The organism is Massilia aurea, assembly GCF_024753205.1.
Lineage (GTDB): Bacteria > Pseudomonadota > Gammaproteobacteria > Burkholderiales > Burkholderiaceae_D > Telluria > Telluria aurea.
Genome location: NZ_JANUGZ010000004.1, coordinates 460644 through 484674 on the forward strand (window position 1 = coordinate 460644; position 24031 = coordinate 484674).

18 protein-coding genes and 4 tRNA genes are annotated in these 24031 nt (G+C 60.5%); 19 read left to right on the top strand and 3 right to left on the bottom strand.

What is annotated here, in order from left to right; all coding sequences use genetic code 11:
- The first annotated feature begins 30 nt into the window (after nucleotides 1-30).
- Together NX775_RS17155 and NX775_RS17160 are read left to right on the top strand one after the other, a co-directional pair.
- Complete coding sequence (locus NX775_RS17155) at nucleotides 31-459, top strand: DoxX family protein (protein WP_258837093.1); 429 nt, start codon at nucleotides 31-33, stop codon at nucleotides 457-459.
- 186 nt (nucleotides 460-645) lie between these two features.
- Entirely contained in the window at nucleotides 646-1572 is a 927-nt protein-coding gene (locus NX775_RS17160) for a transposase (RefSeq protein ID WP_258837094.1), read from the top strand.
- A 15-nt stretch (nucleotides 1573-1587) separates the two neighbouring features.
- Here the strand turns inward: NX775_RS17160 and ttcA are convergent, their stop codons facing one another.
- From ttcA to NX775_RS17175, 3 genes are read right to left on the bottom strand one after another with little or no spacing between them, the layout of a single operon-like run.
- Nucleotides 1588-2541 carry a tRNA 2-thiocytidine(32) synthetase TtcA gene (gene ttcA / locus NX775_RS17165; protein ID WP_258837095.1) on the bottom strand — a complete coding sequence of 318 codons (954 nt, stop codon included), beginning with the start codon at nucleotides 2539-2541 and terminating at the stop codon, nucleotides 1588-1590.
- The gene (locus NX775_RS17170; RefSeq protein ID WP_258837096.1) at nucleotides 2538-2936 is read right to left on the bottom strand and encodes a dihydroneopterin aldolase; all 399 of its coding nucleotides are present in this window, start codon (nucleotides 2934-2936) and stop codon (nucleotides 2538-2540) included. The genes ttcA and NX775_RS17170 overlap by 4 nt, the downstream gene beginning before the upstream one ends.
- A 2-nt stretch (nucleotides 2937-2938) precedes the next feature.
- A complete protein-coding gene (locus tag NX775_RS17175; protein ID WP_258837097.1) occupies nucleotides 2939-3775 on the bottom strand; it encodes an SDR family oxidoreductase in 837 nt (278 codons plus the stop codon).
- 66 nt (nucleotides 3776-3841) lie between these two features.
- On the opposite strand from NX775_RS17175, the gene NX775_RS17180 reads away from it, so the two are divergent.
- The 17 genes from NX775_RS17180 to rpoC all read left to right on the top strand — a co-directional run bounded on the left by NX775_RS17180 (nucleotide 3842) and on the right by rpoC (nucleotide 23831).
- On the top strand, nucleotides 3842-4990 hold the full coding sequence (locus NX775_RS17180) for a class I SAM-dependent methyltransferase (RefSeq protein ID WP_258837098.1): 1149 nt from the start codon (nucleotides 3842-3844) through the stop codon (nucleotides 4988-4990).
- Nucleotides 4991-5123: 133 nt separating this feature from the next.
- Nucleotides 5124-6065 (top strand): J domain-containing protein, encoded by a 942-nt coding sequence (locus tag NX775_RS17185; RefSeq protein ID WP_258837099.1) that lies wholly within the window; start codon nucleotides 5124-5126, stop codon nucleotides 6063-6065.
- 155 nt (nucleotides 6066-6220) lie between these two features.
- On the top strand, nucleotides 6221-7873 hold the full coding sequence (locus NX775_RS17190) for a tetratricopeptide repeat-containing response regulator (RefSeq protein ID WP_258837100.1): 1653 nt from the start codon (nucleotides 6221-6223) through the stop codon (nucleotides 7871-7873).
- A 2-nt stretch (nucleotides 7874-7875) separates the two neighbouring features.
- The gene (locus NX775_RS17195; protein ID WP_258837101.1) at nucleotides 7876-9411 is read left to right on the top strand and encodes an HDOD domain-containing protein; all 1536 of its coding nucleotides are present in this window, start codon (nucleotides 7876-7878) and stop codon (nucleotides 9409-9411) included.
- A gap of 168 nt (nucleotides 9412-9579) precedes the next feature.
- Nucleotides 9580-9664: transfer RNA gene (locus tag NX775_RS17200), tRNA-Tyr, on the top strand.
- Between the two features lie 36 nt (nucleotides 9665-9700).
- A tRNA-Gly gene (locus NX775_RS17205) sits at nucleotides 9701-9774 on the top strand.
- Between the two features lie 39 nt (nucleotides 9775-9813).
- Nucleotides 9814-9888: transfer RNA gene (locus NX775_RS17210), tRNA-Thr, on the top strand.
- Nucleotides 9889-9974: 86 nt separating this feature from the next.
- Complete coding sequence (gene tuf / locus NX775_RS17215) at nucleotides 9975-11168, top strand: elongation factor Tu (RefSeq protein ID WP_183554297.1); 1194 nt, start codon at nucleotides 9975-9977, stop codon at nucleotides 11166-11168.
- A gap of 102 nt (nucleotides 11169-11270) precedes the next feature.
- Nucleotides 11271-11346 (top strand) — tRNA-Trp (locus NX775_RS17220).
- Between the two features lie 36 nt (nucleotides 11347-11382).
- A complete protein-coding gene (gene secE / locus NX775_RS17225; RefSeq protein WP_183554440.1) occupies nucleotides 11383-11769 on the top strand; it encodes a preprotein translocase subunit SecE in 387 nt (128 codons plus the stop codon).
- Between the two features lie 2 nt (nucleotides 11770-11771).
- Entirely contained in the window at nucleotides 11772-12443 is a 672-nt protein-coding gene (gene nusG, locus NX775_RS17230; protein ID WP_258837102.1) for a transcription termination/antitermination protein NusG, read from the top strand.
- Nucleotides 12444-12556: 113 nt separating this feature from the next.
- Nucleotides 12557-12988, top strand: coding sequence for a 50S ribosomal protein L11 (gene rplK, locus NX775_RS17235; protein ID WP_258837103.1), 432 nt, complete (start codon nucleotides 12557-12559; stop codon nucleotides 12986-12988).
- Nucleotides 12988-13686 carry a 50S ribosomal protein L1 gene (gene rplA / locus NX775_RS17240; RefSeq protein ID WP_183554438.1) on the top strand — a complete coding sequence of 233 codons (699 nt, stop codon included), beginning with the start codon at nucleotides 12988-12990 and terminating at the stop codon, nucleotides 13684-13686. Before rplK ends, rplA begins: the two co-directional genes overlap by 1 nt.
- 296 nt (nucleotides 13687-13982) lie before the next feature.
- Complete coding sequence (gene rplJ, locus NX775_RS17245; protein WP_183554436.1) at nucleotides 13983-14519, top strand: 50S ribosomal protein L10; 537 nt, start codon at nucleotides 13983-13985, stop codon at nucleotides 14517-14519.
- 60 nt (nucleotides 14520-14579) lie between these two features.
- Entirely contained in the window at nucleotides 14580-14954 is a 375-nt protein-coding gene (gene rplL, locus NX775_RS17250; protein WP_183554434.1) for a 50S ribosomal protein L7/L12, read from the top strand.
- A 294-nt stretch (nucleotides 14955-15248) separates the two neighbouring features.
- Complete coding sequence (gene rpoB, locus NX775_RS17255) at nucleotides 15249-19358, top strand: DNA-directed RNA polymerase subunit beta (RefSeq protein WP_183554432.1); 4110 nt, start codon at nucleotides 15249-15251, stop codon at nucleotides 19356-19358.
- 225 nt (nucleotides 19359-19583) lie between these two features.
- On the top strand, nucleotides 19584-23831 hold the full coding sequence (rpoC, locus tag NX775_RS17260; RefSeq protein WP_183554430.1) for a DNA-directed RNA polymerase subunit beta': 4248 nt from the start codon (nucleotides 19584-19586) through the stop codon (nucleotides 23829-23831).
- Nucleotides 23832-24031 lie beyond the last annotated feature (200 nt).

Consider the following 24031-nt stretch of genomic DNA (forward strand, 5'->3'; position numbering starts at 1 on the left):
TACCTTGTTTTCATTCACGAAAGAACGATCATGCACACCACGAACACACAACTGAATACCAACAACAACGACGCCGGCAAGCTGGTGCTGCGCGTCGCCCTGGCCGCGATGCTGCTGTTTCACGGCGTTGCCAAACTGAGCGGCGGCATTGGTTTTGTTGCCGACATGCTGGCCAAAGCCGGCTTGCCTGCCGTGTTTGGCTACGGGGTGTACATCGGCGAAGTCGTCGCACCGCTGCTCATCCTGATCGGCCTGTTCACGCGTCCTGCCGCGCTGATCGTGGCCATTAACATGATCGTCGCCGTGCTGCTAGCGCACACGAGCCAGTTCTTCACGCTCAACGAAACCGGCGGCTGGGCACTCGAATTGCAGGGGATGTTCTTCTTTGCTGCAGTGACGGTGGCGCTGCTGGGCGCGGGGCGTTACAGCATCGGTGGTGTCAATGGGCGCCTGAACTAATCGAGCTGGTTTCAAAGCCGGGGTCAGGTCTGACATTCGGACACGGCCTCGGCATTAGTTAGATAAAAGCCGGGGTCAGGTCTGACATTCGGACACGATCTCAGCCTTCATCGAATGGCCTCCCTGGTCTTCTTGAAAGCTGAGCAATCTCAGCGCCAGTGATCCGGCATCCGGTAGCGTGGCCGGATGACACGACCACTCAGACTCGACTTTCCCGGCGCGCTGTACCATGTGACGTCACGCGGTAACCGGCGTAACACGATCTATCGCGATGAAGCCGATCGCCGGATTTGGTTGGAGGTTCTTGCGAAGGTGTGTGAACGCCACCACTGCGTCATCCACAGCTTTTGCCAGATGACCAATCACTACCATCTGCTGATCGAAACGGCCGAAGCAAATCTTCCGCAGTGCATACGTCAACTCAACGGGGTGTATTCGCAGCATGTCAATCGACGGCATCAACTCGTCGGGCACTTGTTTCAAGGGCGCTACAAAGCAATCCTGGTGCAGAAGGAAAGTTATCTTCTGGAAGTGTCCCGGTACATCGTGTTGAATCCACTCCGTGCACATGTCGTCGAAGCGCTGGATCAATGGCGATGGAGTAGTTATCGTTATTTTGTCGGCGATGAAACGCCGCCAGAATGGCTGGCACGCGATGAGCTCCTGGAGCGGTTCGGCGACACTCGCGCCAGTGCCATTGAGGCATATCAGGCGTTTGTACTGGCGGGTGTCGGGCAAGCAAACCCGCTGGACGCTACCCGCCACCAAATCCTGCTGGGAGATGAGGTTTTTGTATCGGAGCACCAGCACATGCAGCGATCTGAAGCGCTCATGGAAACCAAACGGGCGACGCGGCGCGCAGTAGCGCTTCCCCTGGTTGACTACCAGGCCAGGTATCCTGCCAGGGATGAGGCGATGGCGCGCGCCTACCGATCGACTGCCTATACCATGCCGCAGATCGCCATCGCCTTTGGCGTATCGACCAAAACAGTCAGCCGCGCGGTGGCTGTTTTCGAGAAAGCGAAGCGGCATGCTTTAAGGCTGAGGTCGTGTCCGAATGTCAGACCTGACCCCGGCTTTGATGCTGAGGTCGTGTCCGAATGTCAGACCTGACCCCGGCTTTGACAATCACAGCTGCGTCAACGAAATCGTCCCCGCCACCGGCGTCGAACACGGCTCTTCATCGAACGCGATATCCCCCAGCGGATTGGCCACACCATCCGTCTTCAGATCCGCGAAGCCAAACAGGTTACGGTCCATCAGATGCGATGGCACCACGGTCGACAGCGACGAGAAAATGCTTTCCACGCGCCCCGGATGTTTTTTCTCCCACTCGCGCAGCATGTTCTTGATCTGTTTGCGCTGCAGGTTTTCCTGCGAGCCGCACAGGTCGCACGGGATGATCGGGAAGCCTTTTACCTCAGCATAGCGCTCGGTATCAGCCTCTTTCACATATGCCATCGGGCGGATCACCATGTGCTTGCCATCGTCCGACACCAGCTTGGCCGGCATCCCCTTCAGCTTCCCGCCGAAGAACATGTTGAGGAAGAAGGTTTCGAGGATATCGTCGCGGTGGTGGCCCAGCGCGATCTTGTTGCAGCCCAGCTCATCGGCGACGCGGTACAGGATGCCGCGCCGCAGCCTTGAACACAGCGAGCAGGTGGTCTTGCCTTCCGGGATCAGGCGCTTGACGATGCTGTAGGTGTCCTGGTTTTCGATGTGGTAATCCACGCCGAGCTTGTCCAGGTAGGCCGGCAGGATATCGGCCGGGAAGTTCGGCTGCTTCTGGTCGAGGTTGACTGCGACGATGTCGAAGTGGATCGGCGCACGCTCGCGCAGCGTCAGGAGGATGTCCAGCAGTGCGTAGCTGTCCTTGCCGCCCGACAGGCACACCATCACCTTGTCGCCGTCTTCGATCATGTTGAAGTCGCCGATGGCCTGGCCGACCTGGCGGCACAGGCGCTTGTGCAGCTTGTGGTTTTCGTGGGCGATCTTTTCCTGCTTCTTGGCGTCGATCACGGGGGCGGCCTCGCCCAGCGGGAAGTCCGCCTCGGTCAGGCGCTCGATAACGGTTTCGTTCATGCTTCGTCCTTGATACGGAATACTTCGACACCGACGCCTTCGCAATCGGCATACACATCAGGTTTCATCGTCGACACGCCCGCCGCGCGCACGCGCGGATGGGCGAGCATGGCCTCGACCATGTCGTCGCACAGGGTTTCTTGCAGGTGGATATGGCCCTTGGAAATGCGCTGGGCCACCGTCTCGCGCATGAAGTCGTAGTCGACGACTTCAGCCAATTGGTCGGCCTTGGGCGTCGACATCTCGAGCGGAATGTACAGCTCAACATTGATCAGCACACGTTGCTCGCCCTTCTTTTCGAAATCGTGCACGCCGATATTGATCATCACTTCGTAATTGCGCAGGAACAGCCGGCGGCAATTGCGCAAGCTCGGGTGGGACAGGGCGGACAACATGGTTAAGCCTTTTGGATAGATGATTCGGTGCTGCGGTTGTTGGGGTCGTCGCTGCGCGGTTCGGTCAGGAACATGACGTCGCGCGTCGATGGCGTCAGGTGCTGGCCGCCATCGACCAGCAGGGTCGTGCCCGTCAACGCGCGGGCGCCCGCTGCGTAGACGACCGCGTCGGCAATGTCCTGCGGCGTCGAGGAGCGCCCCAGCGGCGTGGCGCGGTGCGCCTGCGTGAAACCTTCCTCGCTCTGCTCGCCCGAGACCAGCGTGATGCCGGGCGCCACGCCCACCACGCGCACGGTCGGCGCCAGCGCTTGCGCCAGCATCGTGGTGGCCGCATGCAGCGCTGCCTTGGACAAGGTGTACGACAGAAAATCCGGGTTGAGATTGTACAGTTTCTGGTCGAGCAGGTTGATCACGACAGCTTGCTCACCCTGCGGCGTGGCCGCATGCAGCGCCTGCGCCAGCAGCACTGGCGCTGTGACATTCGCGGCCATATGCGCGTTCAATAGCGCCGGCGAAAAGTCGGTAGCGTTGTCGTATTCGAACAACGATGCGTTGTTCACGATGCACGTCAACGCGCCAAGCGCGTCGATGGCGCGGCTCGCCAGCAGGCGCACGGCCGCATCGTCGGCCAGGTCGCACTGCAGCAGCACGGCGCGCCCGCCCAGGGCCAGGATGGCGTCGCGTGTGGCGATCGCATCCTGTTCGGAATGGCGGTAGTGCAGTGCGAGATCCCAGCCGGCCCTGGCCAGGCCCAGCGCAATGGCGCGTCCGAGGCGGCGCCCGGCGCCGGTCACCAGCGCAACCCGGGGCAGGGCGGTTGGAACTGTGTCGGTCATCATGGGTGATCAGGCCTGAACATCAGGCAGTAAATTGTTGATAAAAGCGAATCTGGCTACAATGCCGGCATGTCCCTGCCCACCCCCGACCACGACGCCCTGGCCGCGTCCCACGCCCTGCAACAGCGCATCGCTGACGAGATCGAACAATCCGGTGGGCAGATCGCGTTTTCGCGGTTCATGGAACTGGCGCTGTACGCGCCGCGCCTCGGGTATTACAGCGGCGGCGCCGCCAAGCTCGGCGCCGAGGGCGATTTCATCACCGCGCCCGAGATGACGCCGCTGTTCGGGGCAACCGTGGCGCGCGTGGCAGCCGCTATTATCGCCCAAAGCGCGCCCGACATCATCGAGTTCGGCGCTGGCACCGGCCGCCTGGCGCGCGACGTGCTGGCTGCGTTGGCGCGCCAGGGCGTCGCCGTCAACTCATACACGATCATCGAATTGTCCGGCGAGCTGCGCGCGCGCCAGCAGGCCAACCTGGCCGATCTGCCGCAAGTACGCTGGCAGGACGCCATGCCCGCGCATTTCAGCGGCGTGGTGCTGGCCAATGAAGTGCTCGATGCGATGCCGGTCGAGCTGGTGATCCGCACCCGGGATGGCTGGCGCCGCCAGATGGTCACGATCGAGGACGGCGCATTTGCCTTTGTCCAGTCGCCGCTCGATGCGGCCCTGCAGGAGCAACTGGTGCGCCAGGTGCCTGAGCACGAACAGATGATTGAAGGCTATGTCACCGAGCTGCACCCGGTCGGCACCGGCTTCATGGGCTCGCTGGCGACGATGTTCGCGGGCGGGCGTGGCGCGGCGATCCTGTTCGACTACGGTTTCCCGGCCCATGAGTATTACCTCGACCAGCGCATCGGCGGCACCCTGATGTGCCACTACCGCCACCACGCGCATCCCGATCCGTTCTATCTGCCGGGCCTGCAGGACATCACCGCCCACGTCGATTTCACGGCGATGGCGCTGGCGGCCCAGGATGCCGGCCTGCCGGTGCTGGCCTACATGAGCCAGGCGGCATTCCTGATCGGTGCCGGGATCGGTGATTTGTTGCTTGAAAACAACCCTGAAGATGCGCTGCGCTTCCTGCCGCAGTCGCGCGCCGTGCAAAAGCTCGTCTCACCAGCGGAAATGGGCGAATTATTCAAGGTGCTGGTGGTCGGGCAGGCTGTAACATTGCCCGATGCACTCGTCCAGGCTGACCGCAGTCATCGCCTGTGATAATTGTGATATCTTGCACAACGGACACAATTGCGTCTAAGCTGTACTACATTCCAGCGCCAGGGTCCGGCCATCCGCCTCGGCCGAGGACGTAGCATCAATGGCAGGCATCAGCGGGCAGATTTGACACACCATGGCCAAGATTCACACACACTATGACAACCTGAAGGTGTCGCGTCACGCGCCCCAGGAAGTCATTCGTGCTTCGTACAAGGCGCTGAGCCAGAAATACCATCCCGACAAGAATCCGGGCGACGAAAAGGCCGCCCGCATCATGGCGGTCGTCAATTCCGCCTACAACGTCCTGGCCGATCCGGTGCGCCGCAAGGAGCACGACGAGTGGATCGCGTCCGAAGAATGGGAAGTCGAGTGGCTGGAAAGCTCGAACGCCAAGGACGGCCAGCTGCGCAAGGGCGGTGACACGGGTGACGCCTCATCAGCCCACAAGCCGCGCCGCGCGCGCCTGATGCGCGATCCGCGCTGGTGGCTGGGCCTGGTTACCTGCTTCGTGGCCGGCGCCGCCACTGCCGTCCTGCTCTTCCAGCAACCGGGCATGATGCCCGACGCGCTGGCCTGGAGCGGTGTGCAAAAGCCCGTGAGCGTGCTGGCCAGCACACCGCCGGCCACAGCGACGCCGGCAACTGCACCTGCAACTGCAGCCGCCGAGCCCGCGCCGGATACCTGGGCTGGCCGCGGTACGCCTGCGATTCGCACGCTCGGCATCGCCCAGCTGGTGGTGCCCGACCGCGTGCCCGATTGCAGCACCGACCTGCAAACCCTGACGGCGCCAGGCGGCGAGCCGTGGCCGGCCGAGTCGGCTTATTTGCCGGGCTACCCGGTGGGTAACGAGGGCGCCGGGATGCAGGTGACGATCGACAATAGCGCGAACGCATCGCCGGTGTTCGTCAAGCTGTACGATTTGGAACGCCGCGCGAACGTGCGCCACGCCTTCGTGCAGCCGCGTGCGACGTTCACGCTCGACAAGCTGACGGCCGGCAAGTACGAGGTACATTATCAGAACGTCGTCGTCGGCGCCGGCAAGGGCGAGTGCGACAGCCGCCAGCCCGTTCAATAGGCGCTCTCCGGCTGTCGTTTTTATGCGCCGTAGCTGGTCCTGAAACGGCGCATCATGCCAATTTCATTTAATTCGTTCTGCGCCGTAATATACTGGGTCGATACTGCGCGCCCATGCAGCCGCCCCACGCCCAACGCAGGCCAATACGGACCACAATGAACGAACTGGAAGGCCTGACGGCCCTGATCATCGAGCCCCACGCAGGAATGCGCGCCAGTATCCACAGCATGCTCACGCTGTGCGGCCTGACCCGGATCGAGCACGCCAGCACGTCCAACCAGGCAATCAAGCACCTGGGCCTGCGCCAGTTTGACCTCATCCTCTGCGAATACGACCTCGAAGGTGGCCAGGATGGCCAGCAGTTGCTGGAAGACCTGCGCCACCACAAGCTGATGCGCCTGGCCACGATGTTCTTCATGGTCACCGCAGAAGGCAACCACAGCAAGGTGGTCAGCGCGGCCGAGCTGGCGCCGACCGACTACGTCCTCAAGCCGTTCACCGCCGACCGCCTGCTCGAGCGGATCGGGCGCGCGCTCGACAAGCGCAATGCCTTCCTGCCCGTGTACACGCTGATGGAGGCAGGCGACCAGATGCAGGCTGTCGCCGCCTGCATCGAGGGCCAGCGCCTGCACACGCGCTACGCCATCGACTTTTTGCGCCTGCGCGCCGAGTTGCACATGTTTCTGGGGCAGGCCGAGCTGGCCGAACCCATCTATCGGCACCTGGTCGAGATCAAGGCGATTGCCTGGGCCCGGCTGGGGCTGGCCAAGACGCTGTTCGTGCGCAAGCGCCTGGCCGAGGCCAAGGACATTCTCGAAGAGCTGGTCGACACCAACCGCAATTTCGTCGACGCCTTCGACTGGCTGGCGCGCACCCATGCCGCGGCTGGCGAGCTCGACAAAGCGCAGGCCGTGCTTGCCGACGCCGTGGCCGTCTCGCCCCACGCGGTGCGGCGCCTGCGCACGCTGGCCGACATCGCCTTCGATGCGGGCGACATCGACACCGCCGAAAAGTCGCTGCGCCAGGTGGTGAGCAAGGCCAAGTATTCCGAGTTTCGCGATCCCGAAGACCACGTCAAGCTGGTGCGCACGCTGGTGGGCAAGGGTGATCCGGTGGGCGCGGCGGCGGTGGTGCGCGATCTCGACCGCACGATGGGCGGGCGCGCCACGACGGCGCTGTGCAGCGCGGTGGCCTCGGCCCTGGTGCACGAGTACACCGGCAACGACGTGCGCCTGGGCGAAGCATTGACCACAGCGGTGGCGGCCTGCCAGGATGCGCCGGGCGTGTCGGTCGACATCAAGCTCGAGCTCGCCCGCACCTGCCTCGACCATGACATGCAAGAGGGCGCCTGCTCGGTCGTGCGCGATGTGATGCGCAATGCCGGCGACGAGTCCGTGATGGCGCGCGCCGTGGGCGTCATGGACAACGCAGGCAAGGGCGAGCTGGCCCGCTCGATGGTCAAGGAAAGCCGCCAGCACGTGGTCGACCTGGTCGCCAGCGGCGCCGCGCGTGCCAAGAGCGGCGATTACCGGGGCGCGGTCACGCTGATGCTCGAAGCAGCGCACAAGCTGCCCAACAATCCGTCGGTGGCGTTCAATGCCACGCTGGCGGTGCTGCGCTGCCTGGAAGCAGGCGGCTGGGACGAGCGGCTCGGTGGCCAGGTTCCTACCCTGATCGCCAATGTACGCAAGCTCGACCCGCTCAATCCCAAGCTGCCGGCGCTGGCGGCGCTGTTCCAGCAAGTGCTCAAGCAGCACGATCAGGGCGTGCGCCAGGGGTTGCGCATGCCGCCGCCCAAAGCGGGCTGACGATGGCCGACCTTCCTCACGGCGCCCAGAGTCACCCCACGTCCGGCCGGGTGCGCGATGCGCTGATGCGCAAGCTGAGCGGCACCGAGCGCATGTTCAGTCTCGGCGGCACGATGACGCGCGTGATTGGCATGGGCTACAGCGTCGACGAAGGCTCGGCCGACCTCGCGTATTACGTGATGGCCGACGTCGCGCTGACCCAGCGCATCCTGCGTCTGTCGAACACGGTGGCGTACCGCACGCAGCTGGGCGCGCCCGTGACGACGATTTCGCGCGCCATTTCGCTGCTCGGCTTTGACAATGTGCGCGGCGCCGCGCTGGCGATGCTGCTGGTCGACGCGCTCGATGTGGCCGAGCACGGCGTGCGGGTCGAACTCCAGGCGGCGCTGTGCGCCAGCCTGGTGGGCCAGGAAATGGCGCACCGCAGCCCCCATCCGGGCGCCGAGGAAGCGGGGATCTGCGCGCTGTTCAAGAACCTTGGACCGATGCTGCTGGCCAGCCACGAGCCGGAGCGCTACCGCGAGATCGCGGCCCTGGTCGCCACCGGCAAGCACAACCACGCGCAAGCCTCGCGCCTGATCCTGGGCTGCACCTTCGAAATCCTGTCCGAGGCCGTGCTGCGCGAGTGGCAATTGCCCGAGCTGATCATCGAAGCCCAGGCCTCGCCCCCGCCTGGCACGCTCGCAGTCGCGCCAGAGCGCGCCGAATGGATGCGCCAGGTGGCTGCGTTCAGCCAGGACGTGGCGCGCCTGATGGGCCATCACCACGATCCGGCCAATGCGCCCGAGGCCGCGGCGCTGCTGGCGCGCTACGGCGTGGCGCTCGGGCTCGACATGCCCGGGCTGGCAGCGCTGTTCGACACCGTCCAGCAAAGCATGAACGGCATGCTGCAGAGCATGAACATGGAGCGCGCCCCCAAGACCGACCCGAAGGCCGGCAGCAGCCTGCCAAATGTGCTGGCGCTGGCGATGCTGGACGCGGGTGAAGCCGATGAAGGCGAGTACTACCCCAGTGGCAAGCCGAAGAACGCACGCGACCTGCTGCTGGCCGGTGTGCAGGATGTCTCGGTGCTGGGGGGATCTGCCACGAGCGCCAATGACGTCATCATGGCGGTGCTCGAAACGCTGTACGGCGCGCTGGGCTTTCGCTTCGCCACCATCTGCCTGCGCGACGGCCGGACCGGCACCTTCCGGGCGCGCGCCTCGCTGGGGGAGAACAAGGCCGAACTGCAGGCCGGCTTCACGTTCCCATGCGCATTCACGCGTGACCTGTTCCACCTGGCGCTGGAAAACAATGCCGACATGATGATCCCGGACGCCTTCAGCCCGAAGATCCGCGATCTGCTGCCGGCCTGGTACAAGACGCTGCTACCCGACGCCGAGAGTTTCATCGTGCTGCCGCTGGTGGTGGGCAAGGCGCAGCTGGGGCTGTTCTACGCCGACCGCATCTTCACGGCGCCCGAGGGCGTGCCGCCGGACGAGACGGCGCTGATCAAGGCGCTCAAGGCCCAAGTGCTGGCCGCACTGGCGCCGGCTTGATGAACAAACCAAGTTTTTTTCACGCCGCGCAAAATGACCCTTGCGGCTTTAGAGTCGGACCGTTACAATCACGCCCCGAAGCAACGCTGTCAGGCGAAGTGGAAAAACCTTCTACCCAAACCTGATTGACAGTACGTTGAGCTTGCTTCATACTCTGCGGTTCTTCGCGGTGGGGTGGCCGAGTGGTTAAAGGCAGCAGACTGTAAATCTGCCCTCTCTGAGTACGCTGGTTCGAATCCAGCCCCCACCACCAAAAGAAGATCGTGAAGTCGAATTGAAGTTGTACCTCGCGGGTGTAGCTCAATGGTAGAGCAGAAGCCTTCCAAGCTTACGACGAGGGTTCGATTCCCTTCACCCGCTCCAGTGTTTTGCGGTGTGCAAGTTGAACATCGCACCAAATCAGCCCTTGTAGCTCAGTGGTAGAGCACTCCCTTGGTAAGGGAGAGGCCACGTGTTCAATCCACGTCAAGGGCACCAGAATTTTGTACGGCAGTCGCGTTGCACTCGTCCGTCAGGTGTGCCTGGTAATTCTCAAAAATATCGTTAGATCTTAGGAGTCTGAAATGGCAAAAGGTAAATTCGAACGGACCAAGCCGCACGTAAACGTCGGCACCATCGGTCACGTTGACCACGGCAAAACCACGCTGACGGCTGCAATTGCGACCGTCCTGTCGAAGAAATTCGGCGGCGAAGCCAAGGCCTACGACCAGATCGACGCGGCACCAGAAGAAAAAGCACGCGGCATCACCATCAACACCGCGCACGTCGAGTACGAGACCGAAAACCGTCACTACGCTCACGTTGACTGCCCAGGCCACGCCGACTACATCAAGAACATGATTACCGGTGCTGCGCAGATGGACGGCGCGATCCTGGTGTGCTCGGCCGCTGACGGCCCAATGCCACAGACCCGCGAGCACATCCTGCTGGCCCGTCAAGTTGGCGTTCCATACATCATCGTGTTCCTGAACAAGTGCGACCTGGTCGACGACGCAGAACTGCTGGAACTGGTCGAAATGGAAGTTCGTGAGCTTCTGTCGAAGTACGAGTTCCCAGGCGACGACGTCCCAATCATCAAGGGTTCGGCACGTATGGCCCTCGAAGGCAAGCCGGGCGAAATGGGTGAAGAATGCATCACCCGTCTGGCCGAAGCACTGGACACCTACATCCCAACGCCAGAGCGCGCTGTTGATGGCGCGTTCCTGATGCCAGTGGAAGACGTGTTCTCGATCTCGGGTCGCGGTACCGTTGTGACCGGTCGTGTCGAGCGCGGCGTTGTCAAAGTCGGCGAAGAAATCGAAATCGTCGGCATCATCGACACCGTCAAAACCACCTGCACCGGCGTGGAAATGTTCCGCAAGCTGCTGGACCAGGGTCAAGCTGGCGACAACGTCGGCCTGCTGCTGCGCGGTACCAAGCGTGAAGATGTCCAGCGTGGTCAGGTCCTGGCAAAGCCAGGTTCGATCAAGCCGCACAACCACTTCACCGGCGAGATCTACGTTCTGTCGAAAGATGAAGGCGGTCGTCACACCCCGTTCTTCAACAACTATCGTCCACAGTTCTACTTCCGTACGACTGACGTGACTGGTTCGATCGAGCTGCCAGCAGACAAAGAAATGGTCATGCCAGGCGACAACGTGTCGATCACCGTCAAGCTGATCAACCCGATCGCGATGGAAGAAGGTCTGCGTTTCGCAATCCGTGAAGGCGGCCGTACTGTCGGCGCCGGCGTGGTCGCAAAGATTCTGCCTAACTAAGCAGAGCAGAGGGAAGCGGAAGTCATTTCCGTTTCCCTCGAACAGCATTGTCAGTGAGCGCGCGCTTGCTGTATAATGTTGGATTCAGCTGGAAGTTTTCGTAGGGGTGTAGCTCAATTGGCAGAGCGTCGGTCTCCAAAACCGAAGGTCGCGGGTTCGATTCCCTCCGCCCCTGCCACCGAATTCTGGTGCCAGGCACCGAAAGTAAAGAAGAATGTCTAATCAATCCGTGCAAACTGTCAGCACCTCGAATGACAAGTTCAAGGTCGCGCTGGCGGTGGTTGCAGCGATTGCAGGCGTCGTCGGGTTCTTTTACCTGACAGGCCAGAACAAACCAGCCTTGGTCGCCGCAGGCGCCCTTTTGGCTGGTTTAGTTTTTGCTGTCCTGCTTTTGTGGACTTCCACCACCGGCCGTGATTTCCTGAGCTTTGCCAAGGAATCGGTGCGCGAGACCAAGAAGGTCGTTTGGCCGACCCGCCGCGAAGCCTTGCAGATCACCGGCATCGTGTTTGCCTTTGTGGTTGTGATGGCGATTTTCCTGTGGGGCACCGACAAGATTCTCGAGCTCCTGTTGTACGACTTTGTCCTGGGTTGGAAATAAACATGAGCGAAAACGTACAAGAAGATACCGCGCCGGAAGAAATTCCGGCGACCGGCGCTCCGGCAGCCGGTGCTTCGGAAGAAGGCGTTCCAGAGCAGGAAGTGGCGCCAGAAGCAGCTGCACCCGTGAGCGTCCCGGTCAGCAACAAGCGCTGGTACGTCGTTCACGTCTACTCGGGTATGGAAAAGAGCGTGATGCGCGCCCTGACCGAGCGGATCGAACGCGGCGGCATGCAAGAACAGTTTGGCCAGATCCTGGTGCCAACCGAGGAAGTTGTCGAGATGCGCAACGGCACCAAGGCCGTTACCGAGCGCCGCTTCTTCCCGGGTTACGTGCTGGTCGAGATGGAAATGACCGACGAAACCTGGCACCTGGTGAAGAACACCAGCAAAGTCACCGGTTTCATCGGCGGCAAGTCGAACAAGCCGACCCCAATCCCGGCGCGCGAGATCGACAAGATCATGCAGCAGGTCCAGGAAGGTGTCGAGAAGCCTCGGCCAAAGACGCTGTACGAAGTGGGCGAACAGGTTCGAATCAAAGAAGGCCCGTTCACCGATTTCAACGGCAACGTCGAAGAAGTCAATTACGAAAAGTCGAAGGTGCGAGTTTCTGTTACCATCTTCGGCCGCGCGACTCCGGTGGAACTGGAGTTCGGGCAAGTCGAGAAAGTCTAAACGCTACCATCGGAGCGTCGCAGTTGTCAGGCGGAATCCGGTAAGAGGAGCCCCGCCGGAGACGAGTAGTCGCGGTGGGGCGCTACTACTCAAGTCAAAGATAGGAGCCTTTCATGGCAAAGAAAATCATTGGCTTTATCAAGCTGCAAGTTCCAGCTGGTAAAGCAAACCCATCCCCACCGATCGGTCCAGCACTGGGTCAGCGCGGTCTGAACATCATGGAATTCTGCAAGGCGTTCAACGCCCAGACCCAGGGTGTTGAGCCAGGCATGCCAATCCCGGTCGTGATCACCGCGTTCGCTGACAAGTCGTTCACCTTCGTGATGAAGACTGCACCAGCAACGTACCTGATCAAGAAAGCCGCTGGCATCACCAAGGGTTCGGCCAAGCCGCATACCGACAAGGTTGCATCGCTGACCCGCGCTCAAGCTGAAGAAATCGCAAAAATCAAGCAGCCGGACCTGACCGCCGCCGACATGGACGCAGCAGTGCGTATCATCGCTGGCTCGGCACGTTCGATGGGCATCACGGTGGAGGGTCTGTAATGGCTAAGCTGTCCAAACGCGTCAAAGCTATCAAAGCTAAAGTAGACCGCAATAAAGTCTACGCCTTCGACAACGGTCTGTCGCTGGTCAAAGAATTCGCCACTGCCAAGTTCAACGAGTCGATCGACGTCTCGGTGCAACTGGGCGTGGACCCGAAGAAGTCGGACCAAGTGGTTCGCGGTTCGGTCGTGCTGCCAGCAGGCACCGGCAAGACTGTGCGCGTTGCTGTGTTCGCAACGGGCGAGAAGGCTGAAGCTGCACGTGCAGCCGGCGCCGACATCGTCGGTATGGAAGACCTGGCCGAGCGCGTCAAAGCCGGCGACATGCCTTTCGATATCGTCATCGCGTCGCCAGACACCATGCGTATCGTCGGTACCCTGGGTCAGATCCTGGGCCCACGTGGCCTGATGCCTAACCCGAAAGTCGGCACCGTGACCCCAGACGTCGCAACCGCCGTCAAGAACGCCAAAGCCGGTCAGGTCCAGTACCGTACCGACAAGGCAGGTATCGTTCACGCAACGATCGGCCGTGCATCGTTCACCGACGAAGATCTGAAGAGCAACCTGGTTGCCCTGATCGACGCCCTGAACAAAGCCAAGCCAACCACGTCGAAAGGTGTGTACCTGCGCAAGGTCGCCCTGTCGTCGACGATGGGTGCTGGCGTGCGCATCGATCACGCTTCGATCGCTGCTGCTTAAGAACGTCATCCCCGCGCAGGCGGGGACCTAATTTAAAGTCCCTGTAATTTATTGCGGGGCGATTCTTTGGGCTGTCGCAGTAACTGATCGCTGCGGCAGACAATCAAAGACCGTTGGGCCAAGTGCAGAGGTTGGGCATGCGGTTAAAAGACAACCCAACGCAGATGGTGTACCCGAACAAGTTTTGTAGTCCAGCTGCGTGAATTCATCCGCTCAGTTTAAGGCTTCTTAACTTCGGACGCCGTGTGTTCGAACCGATGTGAACATCTCGTTCTCATCATTTAAGGAGATTGACCGTGGGTCTTAATCTGAATGACAAAAAGGCCGTCGTCGAAGAAGTTTCCGCAAAAGTAGCATCTGCGCAAACCATCGTCGTCGCCGAGTACCGTGGCATCCAGGTTAGTCACTTGACCAAGCTCCGTGCATCCGCACGTGCCCAGGGCGTGTACCTGCGTGTTCTGAAGAACACGCTGGCTCGTCGCTCTGTCGAGGGCACGCAGTTTGCCTCGCTGGCTGATTCCATGACCGGTCCGCTGATCTATTCGATCTCGGACGATGCCGTTGCAGCAGCTAAAGTCATCAATGACTTCGCTAAAACCAACGACAAGCTGGTCATCAAAGCCGGTAACTACGCAGGTAAGCAGCTCGACGTAGCTGGCGTTACCTCGTTGGCAAGCATCCCATCCCGTGAAGTTCTCATCTCGCAGCTGTTGGGCGTCATGTTGGCTCCGGTGTCGGGCTTTGCACGTGGTCTGGCTGCCCTGGCAGCGAAAAAAGGCGAAGGTTCTTCCGAAGCAGCTCCGGCCGCAGAAGAAGCTCCTGCAGAAGCGTAAGCTTCCCTTTTTTTTCAAGTACCAACCTGAACTACATACAAATCAAAACTGGAGTTTCAAATGGCAATTAGCAAAGACGATATCCTGAACGCAGTGAGCGAAATGTCCGTCATGGACCTGAACGAACTGGTCAAGGCATTCGAAGAGAAGTTCGGCGTGTCGGCAGCTGCAATGGCAGCTCCTGCAGCCGGTGGTGGCGCTGGCGCCGCTGCTGCTGAAGAGCAGACCGAGTTCAACGTTGTTCTGACCGAAATCGGCGCGAACAAAGTCGGCGTCATCAAGGCAGTCCGTGAAATCACCGGTCTGGGCCTGAAAGAAGCCAAAGACGTCGTCGACGGCGCTCCTAAGACGGTCAAAGAAGCCCTGCCAAAAGCAGAAGCTGAAGCCGCCAAGAAGAAGCTGGAAGATGCGGGCGCCAAGGCTGAACTGAAGTAATACATAGGCAAAGGGTGCTGTTCGCAGCACCTGATGCGGGAGTCAAAGCTTGCAAAACTTGCCGGAAGGCGGGAATTGCGGCTTTGGCTCTTTTGTCGTCCCTGCGACAGACGTCGCCAAGGAATGACAGAATAGAGGCGGCAACACCGGCTCAGAAATATCGTAACACAGCAGTTTGCTTGTCCTTTTCATCTGGCGCGAAAGAGTAAAGACTTCAGGAATTGTGTGTGGTGGTGGCGCGTGCCACTGGCAAATCCTGAATTCTTCATCCTTTCTGTCACTCACGGAGTGTCCATGCACTACTCATTTACTGAGAAGAAGCGTATTCGCAAGTCGTTCGCGAAACGCGCCAACGTTCACAACGTTCCCTACCTGCTGGCTACCCAGCTGGAATCCTACGAGAACTTCCTCCAGGCTGATGCTGTCCCATCGGGACGCAAGGCCGAGGGTCTGCAGTCGGCTTTTTCTTCGATCTTCCCTATCGTGTCGCACAATGGTTTTGCGCGCCTCGAATTCCTGTCGTATGTGCTGGGTGACCCTGCGTTTGACGTGAAAGAGTGCCAGCAGCGTGGCCTGACCTTCGCGTCGCCGCTGCGCGCCAAGGTGCGTCTGGTGATCCTGGACAAGGAATCGCCGACCAAGCCGGTCGTCAAGGAAATGAAGGAACAAGAAGTCTACATGGGCGAGCTGCCACTGATGACCACGAACGGTTCGTTCGTGATCAACGGCACCGAGCGCGTGATCGTGTCCCAGCTGCACCGTTCGCCGGGCGTGTTCTTCGAGCACGACCGCGGCAAGACGCACTCGTCGGGCAAGCTCCTGTTCTCGGCACGGATCATTCCTTACCGCGGCTCGTGGCTCGACTTCGAGTTCGACCCGAAAGACATCCTGTTCTTCCGCGTCGACCGTCGCCGCAAGATGCCAGTGACGATCCTGCTCAAGGCCATCGGCATGACGCCGGAACAGATCCTGGCGAATTTCTTCGTCTTCGACAACTTCGTCGTGCGCAACGACGGCGGCGAACTCGAGTTCGTCCCCGAGCGTCTGCGCGGCGAAGTCGCGCGTTTCGACATCGTCGATCCGAAGTCGGGCAAGACCATCGTCACCAAGGACAAGCGTATCAACGCGAAGCACGTCCGTGACATCGAAGCTGCCGGCATCAAGACCATTTCGGTCCCTGAAGACTACCTGCTGGGCCGCGTGCTGGCCAAGAACATCGTCGACCAGGACACCGGTGAAGTCATCGCCGTTGCCAACGACGAGCTGACCGAAGAACTGCTGGGCAAGCTGCGCGACGCAGACGTGACCGAAATCCAGACGCTGTACACCAACGATCTGGACCAGGGCGGCTACATCTCGCAAACCCTGCGCACCGACGACACCGCTGACCGCACCGCGGCGCGCGTGGCGATCTACCGCATGATGCGTCCTGGCGAACCGCCAACCGAAGAATCGGTCGAAGCGCTGTTCAACGGCCTGTTCTACATGCCGGAACGCTACGACCTGTCGGCTGTCGGCCGCATGAAGTTCAACCGCCGTATCGGCCGTGATGAACTGACCGGCGACATGACCATGTCGAACGAAGACATCCTGGCCGTGATCAAGATCCTCGTCGAGCTGCGCAATGGCCGCGGCGAAGTCGATGACATCGATCACCTGGGTAACCGTCGCGTCCGTTGCGTCGGCGAGCTGGCCGAGAACCAGTTCCGTGCTGGCCTGGTCCGCGTGGAACGTGCAGTCAAGGAACGTCTCGGCCAGGCCGAAGCGGACAACCTGATGCCGCATGACCTGATCAACAGCAAGCCGATTTCGGCCGCGATCCGTGAGTTCTTCGGTTCGTCGCAGCTGTCCCAGTTCATGGACCAGACCAACCCGCTGTCGGAAGTGACGCACAAGCGTCGCGTCTCGGCTCTGGGCCCTGGCGGTCTGACCCGCGAACGTGCTGGCTTCGAGGTGCGCGACGTGCACCCGACCCACTATGGCCGCGTGTGCCCGATCGAAACGCCTGAAGGCCCGAACATCGGTCTGATCAACTCGCTGGCACTGTACGCCCGCCTGAATGAATACGGCTTCCTGGAAACCCCGTACCGCAAGGTCGATGGTTCGAAGGTCACCGATCAGATCGATTACCTGTCGGCCATCGAAGAAGGTCGTTACATCATTGCGCAGGCAAACGCCGCGATCAATGAAAACGGCCAACTGATCGACGAGCTGGTCTCGTCGCGTGAAGCCGGCGAAACGATCCTGGTCTCGCCAGAGCGCGTCCAGTACATGGACGTTGCACCAGGCCAGATCGTGTCGGTCGCTGCCTCGCTGATTCCGTTCCTGGAACACGATGATGCGAACCGTGCACTGATGGGCGCCAACATGCAGCGTCAGGCCGTGCCTTGCCTGCGTCCTGAGAAGGCCGTTGTCGGTACCGGTATCGAACGCACCGTGGCAGTCGACTCGGGTACCACCGTGCAGGCACTGCGTGGCGGTATGGTCGACTACATCGATGCGGGCCGCGTCGTCATTCGCGTGAACGACGATGAAGCACAGGCTGGTGAAGTCGGCGTCGACATCTACAACCTGATCAAGTACACCCGTTCGAACCAGAACACCAACATCAACCAGCGTCCGATCGTGCAGGTTGGTGACCGTGTCGCCCGTGGCGACGTGATCGCCGACGGCGCATCGACCGACCTGGGCGAACTGGCCCTGGGTCAGAACATGCTGGTGGCGTTCATGCCGTGGAACGGTCTGAACTTCGAAGATTCGATCCTGATCTCGGAAAACGTCGTCAAGGATGACCGCTACACCTCGATTCACATCGAAGAGCTGTCGGTCGTGGCACGTGACACCAAGCTGGGCGCGGAAGAAATCACCCGCGACATCTCGAACCTGGCAGAAAACCAGCTGGCGCGCCTGGATGAATCGGGCATCGTCTACATCGGCGCCGAAGTGCAGGCTGGCGACGTGCTGGTCGGTAAGGTCACGCCAAAAGGCGAGACCCAGCTGACACCAGAAGAAAAGCTGTTGCGCGCGATCTTCGGCGAAAAAGCGTCGGACGTGAAAGACACCTCGCTGCGCGTGCCTTCGGGCATGGTCGGCACCGTGATCGACGTCCAAGTGTTCACCCGCGAAGGCATCCAGCGTGACAAGCGCGCCCAGCAGATCATCGACGATGAACTCAAGCGCTATCGCCTGGACCTGAACGACCAGATGCGTATTGTCGAGGGCGATGCCTTCGAGCGTCTGGAGCGCATGCTGATCGGCAAGATCGTCAATGGGGGTCCAAAGAAGATGGCCAAGGGCGCGGCGATCACTGCCGAGTACCTGGCGGACCTGGACAAGTTCCACTGGTTCGACATCCGTCCGGCAGAAGACGACACCGCGAACGCCCTCGAAGCGATCAAGGAATCGATCAACGAGAAGCGTCACCAGTTCGATCTGGCCTTCGAAGAGAAGCGCAAGAAGCTGACGCAAGGCGACGAGCTGCAGCCAGGCGTGCAGAAGATGGTCAAGGTCTACCTGGCCGTCAAGCGCCGCCTGCAGTCGGGCGACAAGATGGCAGGCCGTCACGGTAACAAGGGTGTGGTCTCGCGTATCGTGCCGGTGGAAGACATGCCGTTCATGGCGGACGGTCGTCCTGCTGACGTCGTGCTGAACCCGCTGGGCGTGCCATCGCGCATGAACGTCGGTCAGATCCTGGAAACCCACCTCGGTTGGGCGGCCAAGGGCCTGGGCTGGCGCATCGGCGAAATGCTGCAGGCGCAAGCGAAGGCACAAGACCTGCGCGTGTTCCTGGACAAGATCTACAACGAAACCGGCCGCAAGGAAGACCTGGACAGCTTCAGCGATGAAGAGATCCTGACCCTGGCGGGCAACCTCAAGAACGGCGTGCCGTTCGCGACCCCGGTCTTCGATGGCGCCCACGAAGAAGACATTCGTCGTATGCTTGATCTGGCGTTCCCGGACGACATCGCTGCGAACCTCGGCATGACCCCGTCGAAGAACCAGGTCACGATGTTCGACGGTCGCACCGGCGAAGCATTCGAGCGCAAGGTCACCGTTGGCTTCATGCACATGCTGAAGCTGCATCACCTGGTTGACGACAAGATGCACGCGCGTTCGACTGGTCCGTACTCGCTCGTGACGCAGCAGCCACTGGGCGGTAAAGCCCAGTTCGGCGGCCAGCGCTTCGGTGAGATGGAGGTGTGGGCACTGGAAGCGTACGGCGCATCGTACGTGCTGCAAGAAATGCTGACTGTGAAGTCGGATGACGTGAACGGCCGTACGAAGGTCTACGAGAACCTGGTCAAAGGCGACCACGTGATCGAAGCCGGCATGCCAGAGTCGTTCAACGTGCTGGTGAAGGAAATCCGTTCGCTGGGTATCGATATCGATCTCGAGCGCAACTAAGCAGGCAGCAAGGCCGCCAGCCTTCGGGCTGGCTCTTCGACCTTCGAAGTCGTCGCCCCCGGAGCAGTCCGGGGCCTAAGCCCGGTGAATCAGCCGGCACACTTGGATTCCCGCCTGCGCGGGAATGACGGTTTCTAGGGTCGGGGGTTTGCAAGCACTGGCGAAAATCAGTGAGGAGCTGGCGGCAAGCAAGTCAGTAAAGAATTCAATCACCTGGAGTGATACATGAAAGCACTGCTCGATCTATTCAAGCAAGTTCAGCAAAACGAAAGTTTCGACGCCATCAAGATTGGCCTGGCGTCGCCTGAAAAAATCCGTTCGTGGTCGTTCGGCGAAGTCAAGAAGCCGGAAACCATCAACTACCGCACGTTCAAGCCTGAGCGCGATGGCTTGTTCTGCGCCAAGATCTTTGGTCCTATCAAGGACTACGAATGCCTGTGCGGCAAATACAAGCGCCTGAAGCACCGCGGCGTGATCTGCGAGAAGTGCGGCGTTGAAGTCACGCTGGCCAAGGTGCGTCGTGAGCGCATGGGCCACATCGAGCTGGCATCGCCAGTCGCGCACATCTGGTTCCTGAAGTCGCTGCCATCGCGTCTGGGCATGGTCCTGGACATGACGCTGCGGGACATCGAACGCGTGCTGTACTTCGAAGCATACGTCGTCACCGATCCAGGCATGACCCCGCTCAAGAAGAGCCAGATCATGTCGGAAGACGACTACGCTGCCAAGTACGAAGAGTACGGCGACGACTTCACCGCATTCATGGGCGCCGAAGGTATCCGTGAACTGCTGCGCTCGATCGACATCCACCGCGATGCCGACGCGCTGCGCGTGGAACTCAAAGAGTCGAAGTCCGAAGCCAAGATCAAGAAATACGCCAAGCGCCTGAAAGTGCTCGAAGCGTTCCAGCGTTCGGGCATCAAGCCTGAATGGATGATCATGGAAGTTCTGCCGGTCCTGCCGCCAGAACTGCGTCCGCTCGTCCCTCTGGACGGTGGCCGTTTCGCCACGTCCGACCTGAACGATCTGTATCGCCGCGTCATCAACCGTAATAACCGCCTGAAGCGCCTGATGGAACTGCGCGCACCAGAGATCATTACGCGTAACGAAAAGCGCATGCTGCAGGAAGCAGTCGACTCGCTGCTGGACAACGGCCGTCGCGGCAAAGCGATGACCGGCGCCAACAAGCGTCCGCTGAAGTCGCTGGCCGAGATGATCAAGGGTAAGGGCGGTCGTTTCCGTCAGAACTTGCTGGGCAAGCGCGTCGACTATTCGGGCCGTTCGGTCATCGTGGTCGGTCCACAGCTCAAACTGCACCAGTGCGGCCTGCCGAAACTGATGGCTCTGGAACTGTTCAAGCCATTCATTTTCAACAAGCTCGAACTGATGGGTCTGGCTACGACTATCAAGGCTGCGAAGAAGCTCGTCGAAGTGCAAGAGCCAGTTGTTTGGGACATCCTTGAAGAAGTCATCAAGGAACACCCGATCATGCTGAACCGTGCGCCGACGCTGCACCGTCTGGGTATCCAGGCGTTCGAGCCGGTCCTGATCGAAGGCAAGGCCATCCAGCTGCACCCACTCGTCTGCGCGGCGTTCAACGCCGACTTCGACGGTGACCAGATGGCTGTCCACGTCCCGCTGTCGATCGAAGCACAGATGGAAGCACGTACGCTGATGCTGGCGTCGAACAACATCCTGTTCCCATCGAACGGCGAACCGTCGATCGTGCCGTCCCAGGATATCGTGCTGGGTCTGTACTACGCATCGCGCGAGGCGATCAACGCCAAGGGTGAGGGCATGATGTTCCCGGACGTGTCGGAAGTCATCCGCGCGTACGACAATAAGGAAGTCGAACTGGCGACCCGCATCACCGTGCGTATCGTGGAATTCCCACGCAACGCCGAAGGTGGCTTCGACCAGACCCTGACCCGCTACGAGACCACGGTCGGCCGTGCGATCCTGTCCGAGATCCTGCCAAAAGGCTTGCCATTCTCGGTGCTGAATCGTTCGCTGAAGAAGAAGGAAATCTCGAAGCTGATCAACACGTCGTTCCGCAAGTGCGGTCTGCGTGCGACCGTCGTGTTTGCCGACAAGCTGATGCAGTCGGGCTTCCGCCTGGCAACGCGCGCCGGTATCTCGATCGCCGTCGACGACATGATGATCCCGGACGTCAAGAAGGGCATGATCGCTGCCGCTGAAGCCGAAGTGAAACAGATCGAGCAGCAGTACAGCTCGGGTCTGGTCACCGCCGGCGAGCGCTACAACAAGGTCGTCGACATCTGGGGCAAGACCTCCGATGAAGTCGGCAAGGCGATGATGGACCAGCTGAAGATCGAGCCGGTCACCAAGCGCGATGGCACCGAAGGCACCCAGGAATCGTTCAACGCGATTTACATGATGGCCGACTCGGGCGCCCGTGGTTCGGCAGCCCAGATTCGTCAGCTGGCCGGTATGCGTGGTCTGATGGCGAAACCGGATGGTTCGATTATCGAAACGCCGATTACCGCGAACTTCCGCGAAGGCCTGAACGTGCTTCAGTACTTCATTTCGACCCACGGCGCTCGTAAAGGTCTGGCCGATACCGCGCTGAAGACCGCAAACTCGGGTTACCTGACCCGTCGTCTGGTCGACGTGACGCAGGATCTGGTGGTGATCGAGGACGATTGCGGCACCAACAACGGCACGCACATGAAGGCGCTGGTCGAAGGTGGTGAAGTCATCGAAGCCCTGCGCGACCGTATCCTCGGCCGTGTCACCGGTACCGATGTCGTCAATCCTGAAACCCAGGAAACCCTGTTCGAAGCCGGCACGCTGCTGGACGAAGACATGGTCGAAGAGATCGAACGCGTCGGCATCGACGAAGTGAAGGTCCGCACGCCACTGAACTGTGACACGCGCTTCGGCCTGTGCGCCAAGTGCTATGGTCGCGATCTGGGCCGTGGCATGCTGGTCAACAGCGGTGAAGCAGTCGGCGTCGTGGCAGCACAGTCGATTGGTGAGCCGGGTACCCAGCTGACCATGCGTACGTTCCACATCGGTGGTGCGGCATCGCGTGCAGCAGTGGCGTCGTCGGTCGAAGCCAAGTCGAACGGTACGGTTCGCTTCACGGCAACCATGCGTTACGTCACCAACGGCAAGGGCGCGCAAATCGTCATTACCCGTTCGGGCGAAGTGCTGATCACCGACGATCATGGCCGTGAGCGCGAGCGTCACAAGGTGCCGTACGGCGCGACCCTGATCGTCAAGGATGGCCAGGCTGTCAAAGCTGGTATCGCCCTGGCAACGTGGGATCCGCTGACCCGTCCGATCATCACCGAGTACGCTGGTACCATCCGCTTCGAAAACGTGGAAGAGGGCGTCACCGTCGCTCGCCAGGTGGACGATGTGACCGGTCTGTCGACTCTGGTCGCGATCGATCCGAAGCGTCGTGGTTCGGCTGGCAAGGTGCTGCGTCCGCAGGTCAAGCTGCTGAACGAAGAGAACCAGGAAGTCAAGATCGCGGGCACCGAACACGCCGTGGCCATTGGTTTCCAGGTCGGCTCGCTGATCATGGTCAAGGACGGTCAGCAAGTGTCCGTCGGTGAAGTGCTGGCACGTATCCCGACTGAATCGCAGAAAACGCGAGACATTACTGGTGGTCTGCCACGCGTTGCCGAGCTGTTCGAAGCACGCTCGCCAAAAGACGCCGGCATGCTGGCGGAAGTCACGGGTACTGTCGCGTTCGGTAAAGAGACCAAGGGCAAGCAACGCCTTGAGATCACCGACATGGACGGCAACAAGCACGAGTTCCTGATCACCAAGGACAAGCAAGTGCTGGTCCACGATGGTCAAGTCGTGAACAAGGGCGAGATGATTGTCGACGGCCCGGCCGATCCGCAAGACATCCTGCGCCTCCTGGGTATCGAATCGCTGGCCCGCTACATCGTCGACGAAGTGCAGGACGTGTACCGTCTGCAAGGCGTGAAGATCAACGACAAGCACATCGAGGTGATCGTTCGCCAGATGCTGCGTCGTGTTCAGATCGTCGAAGCAGGCGACACCGACTACATCATCGGCGAGCAGGTCGAGCGTTCGGAGCTGCTGGACCAGAACGACCGCATGAACGCGGTGGGCAAGCTGCCGGCAACGTACGAAAACGTGCTGCTGGGTATTACCAAGGCATCGCTGTCGACCGATTCGTTCATCTCGGCCGCATCGTTCCAGGAAACCACCCGCGTGCTGACCGAAGCGGCGATCATGGGCAAGCGCGACGGTCTGCGCGGCCTGAAAGAGAACGTCATCGTCGGTCGCCTGATCCCGGGCGGTACGGGTCTGGCATTCCACCGCGCTCGCAAAGAGAAGGAAGTGTGGGAAGCGGAAGAGCGCCAGGCACTGCTGCAGCAAGAGAAGGCCAATATGGCCGCCGAGCTGCAAGCGATGGAAGACCAGCAAGTTGCTTCGGCTTCGGCTGAGCAGCACGACGACGGCGAGTAATCGTCTGAGTTGAAAATGAAACGGCACCCTGAGGGGTGCCGTTTTTTTGCTTTTTATAAATGGCGGTTGGCCTGACGAGTCTAATTCGTTTAAGTGTACATACAATGTCAGCTGTCTATAATATATTTGTGACGCATAAGTACTGGCCGGAAGCCGAAACGGCGTATATCACCTAAGTCTGCACTTTCAATAAACGGCGC

Bases quoted from the DNA above. Each gene is read 5' to 3' on its own strand.
- NX775_RS17155 (WP_258837093.1), top strand. From the start codon at position 31: ATGCACACCACGAACACACAACTGAATACCAACAACAACGACGCCGGC.
- NX775_RS17160 (WP_258837094.1), top strand. From the start codon at position 646: ATGACACGACCACTCAGACTCGACTTTCCCGGCGCGCTGTACCATGTG.
- ttcA (WP_258837095.1), bottom strand. From the start codon at position 2,541: ATGAACGAAACCGTTATCGAGCGCCTGACCGAGGCGGACTTCCCGCTG.
- NX775_RS17170 (WP_258837096.1), bottom strand. From the start codon at position 2,936: ATGTTGTCCGCCCTGTCCCACCCGAGCTTGCGCAATTGCCGCCGGCTG.
- NX775_RS17175 (WP_258837097.1), bottom strand. From the start codon at position 3,775: ATGATGACCGACACAGTTCCAACCGCCCTGCCCCGGGTTGCGCTGGTG.
- NX775_RS17180 (WP_258837098.1), top strand. From the start codon at position 3,842: ATGTCCCTGCCCACCCCCGACCACGACGCCCTGGCCGCGTCCCACGCC.
- NX775_RS17185 (WP_258837099.1), top strand. From the start codon at position 5,124: ATGGCCAAGATTCACACACACTATGACAACCTGAAGGTGTCGCGTCAC.
- NX775_RS17190 (WP_258837100.1), top strand. From the start codon at position 6,221: ATGAACGAACTGGAAGGCCTGACGGCCCTGATCATCGAGCCCCACGCA.
- NX775_RS17195 (WP_258837101.1), top strand. From the start codon at position 7,876: ATGGCCGACCTTCCTCACGGCGCCCAGAGTCACCCCACGTCCGGCCGG.
- tuf (WP_183554297.1), top strand. From the start codon at position 9,975: ATGGCAAAAGGTAAATTCGAACGGACCAAGCCGCACGTAAACGTCGGC.
- secE (WP_183554440.1), top strand. From the start codon at position 11,383: ATGTCTAATCAATCCGTGCAAACTGTCAGCACCTCGAATGACAAGTTC.
- nusG (WP_258837102.1), top strand. From the start codon at position 11,772: ATGAGCGAAAACGTACAAGAAGATACCGCGCCGGAAGAAATTCCGGCG.
- rplK (WP_258837103.1), top strand. From the start codon at position 12,557: ATGGCAAAGAAAATCATTGGCTTTATCAAGCTGCAAGTTCCAGCTGGT.
- rplA (WP_183554438.1), top strand. From the start codon at position 12,988: ATGGCTAAGCTGTCCAAACGCGTCAAAGCTATCAAAGCTAAAGTAGAC.
- rplL (WP_183554434.1), top strand. From the start codon at position 14,580: ATGGCAATTAGCAAAGACGATATCCTGAACGCAGTGAGCGAAATGTCC.
- rpoB (WP_183554432.1), top strand. From the start codon at position 15,249: ATGCACTACTCATTTACTGAGAAGAAGCGTATTCGCAAGTCGTTCGCG.
- rpoC (WP_183554430.1), top strand. From the start codon at position 19,584: ATGAAAGCACTGCTCGATCTATTCAAGCAAGTTCAGCAAAACGAAAGT.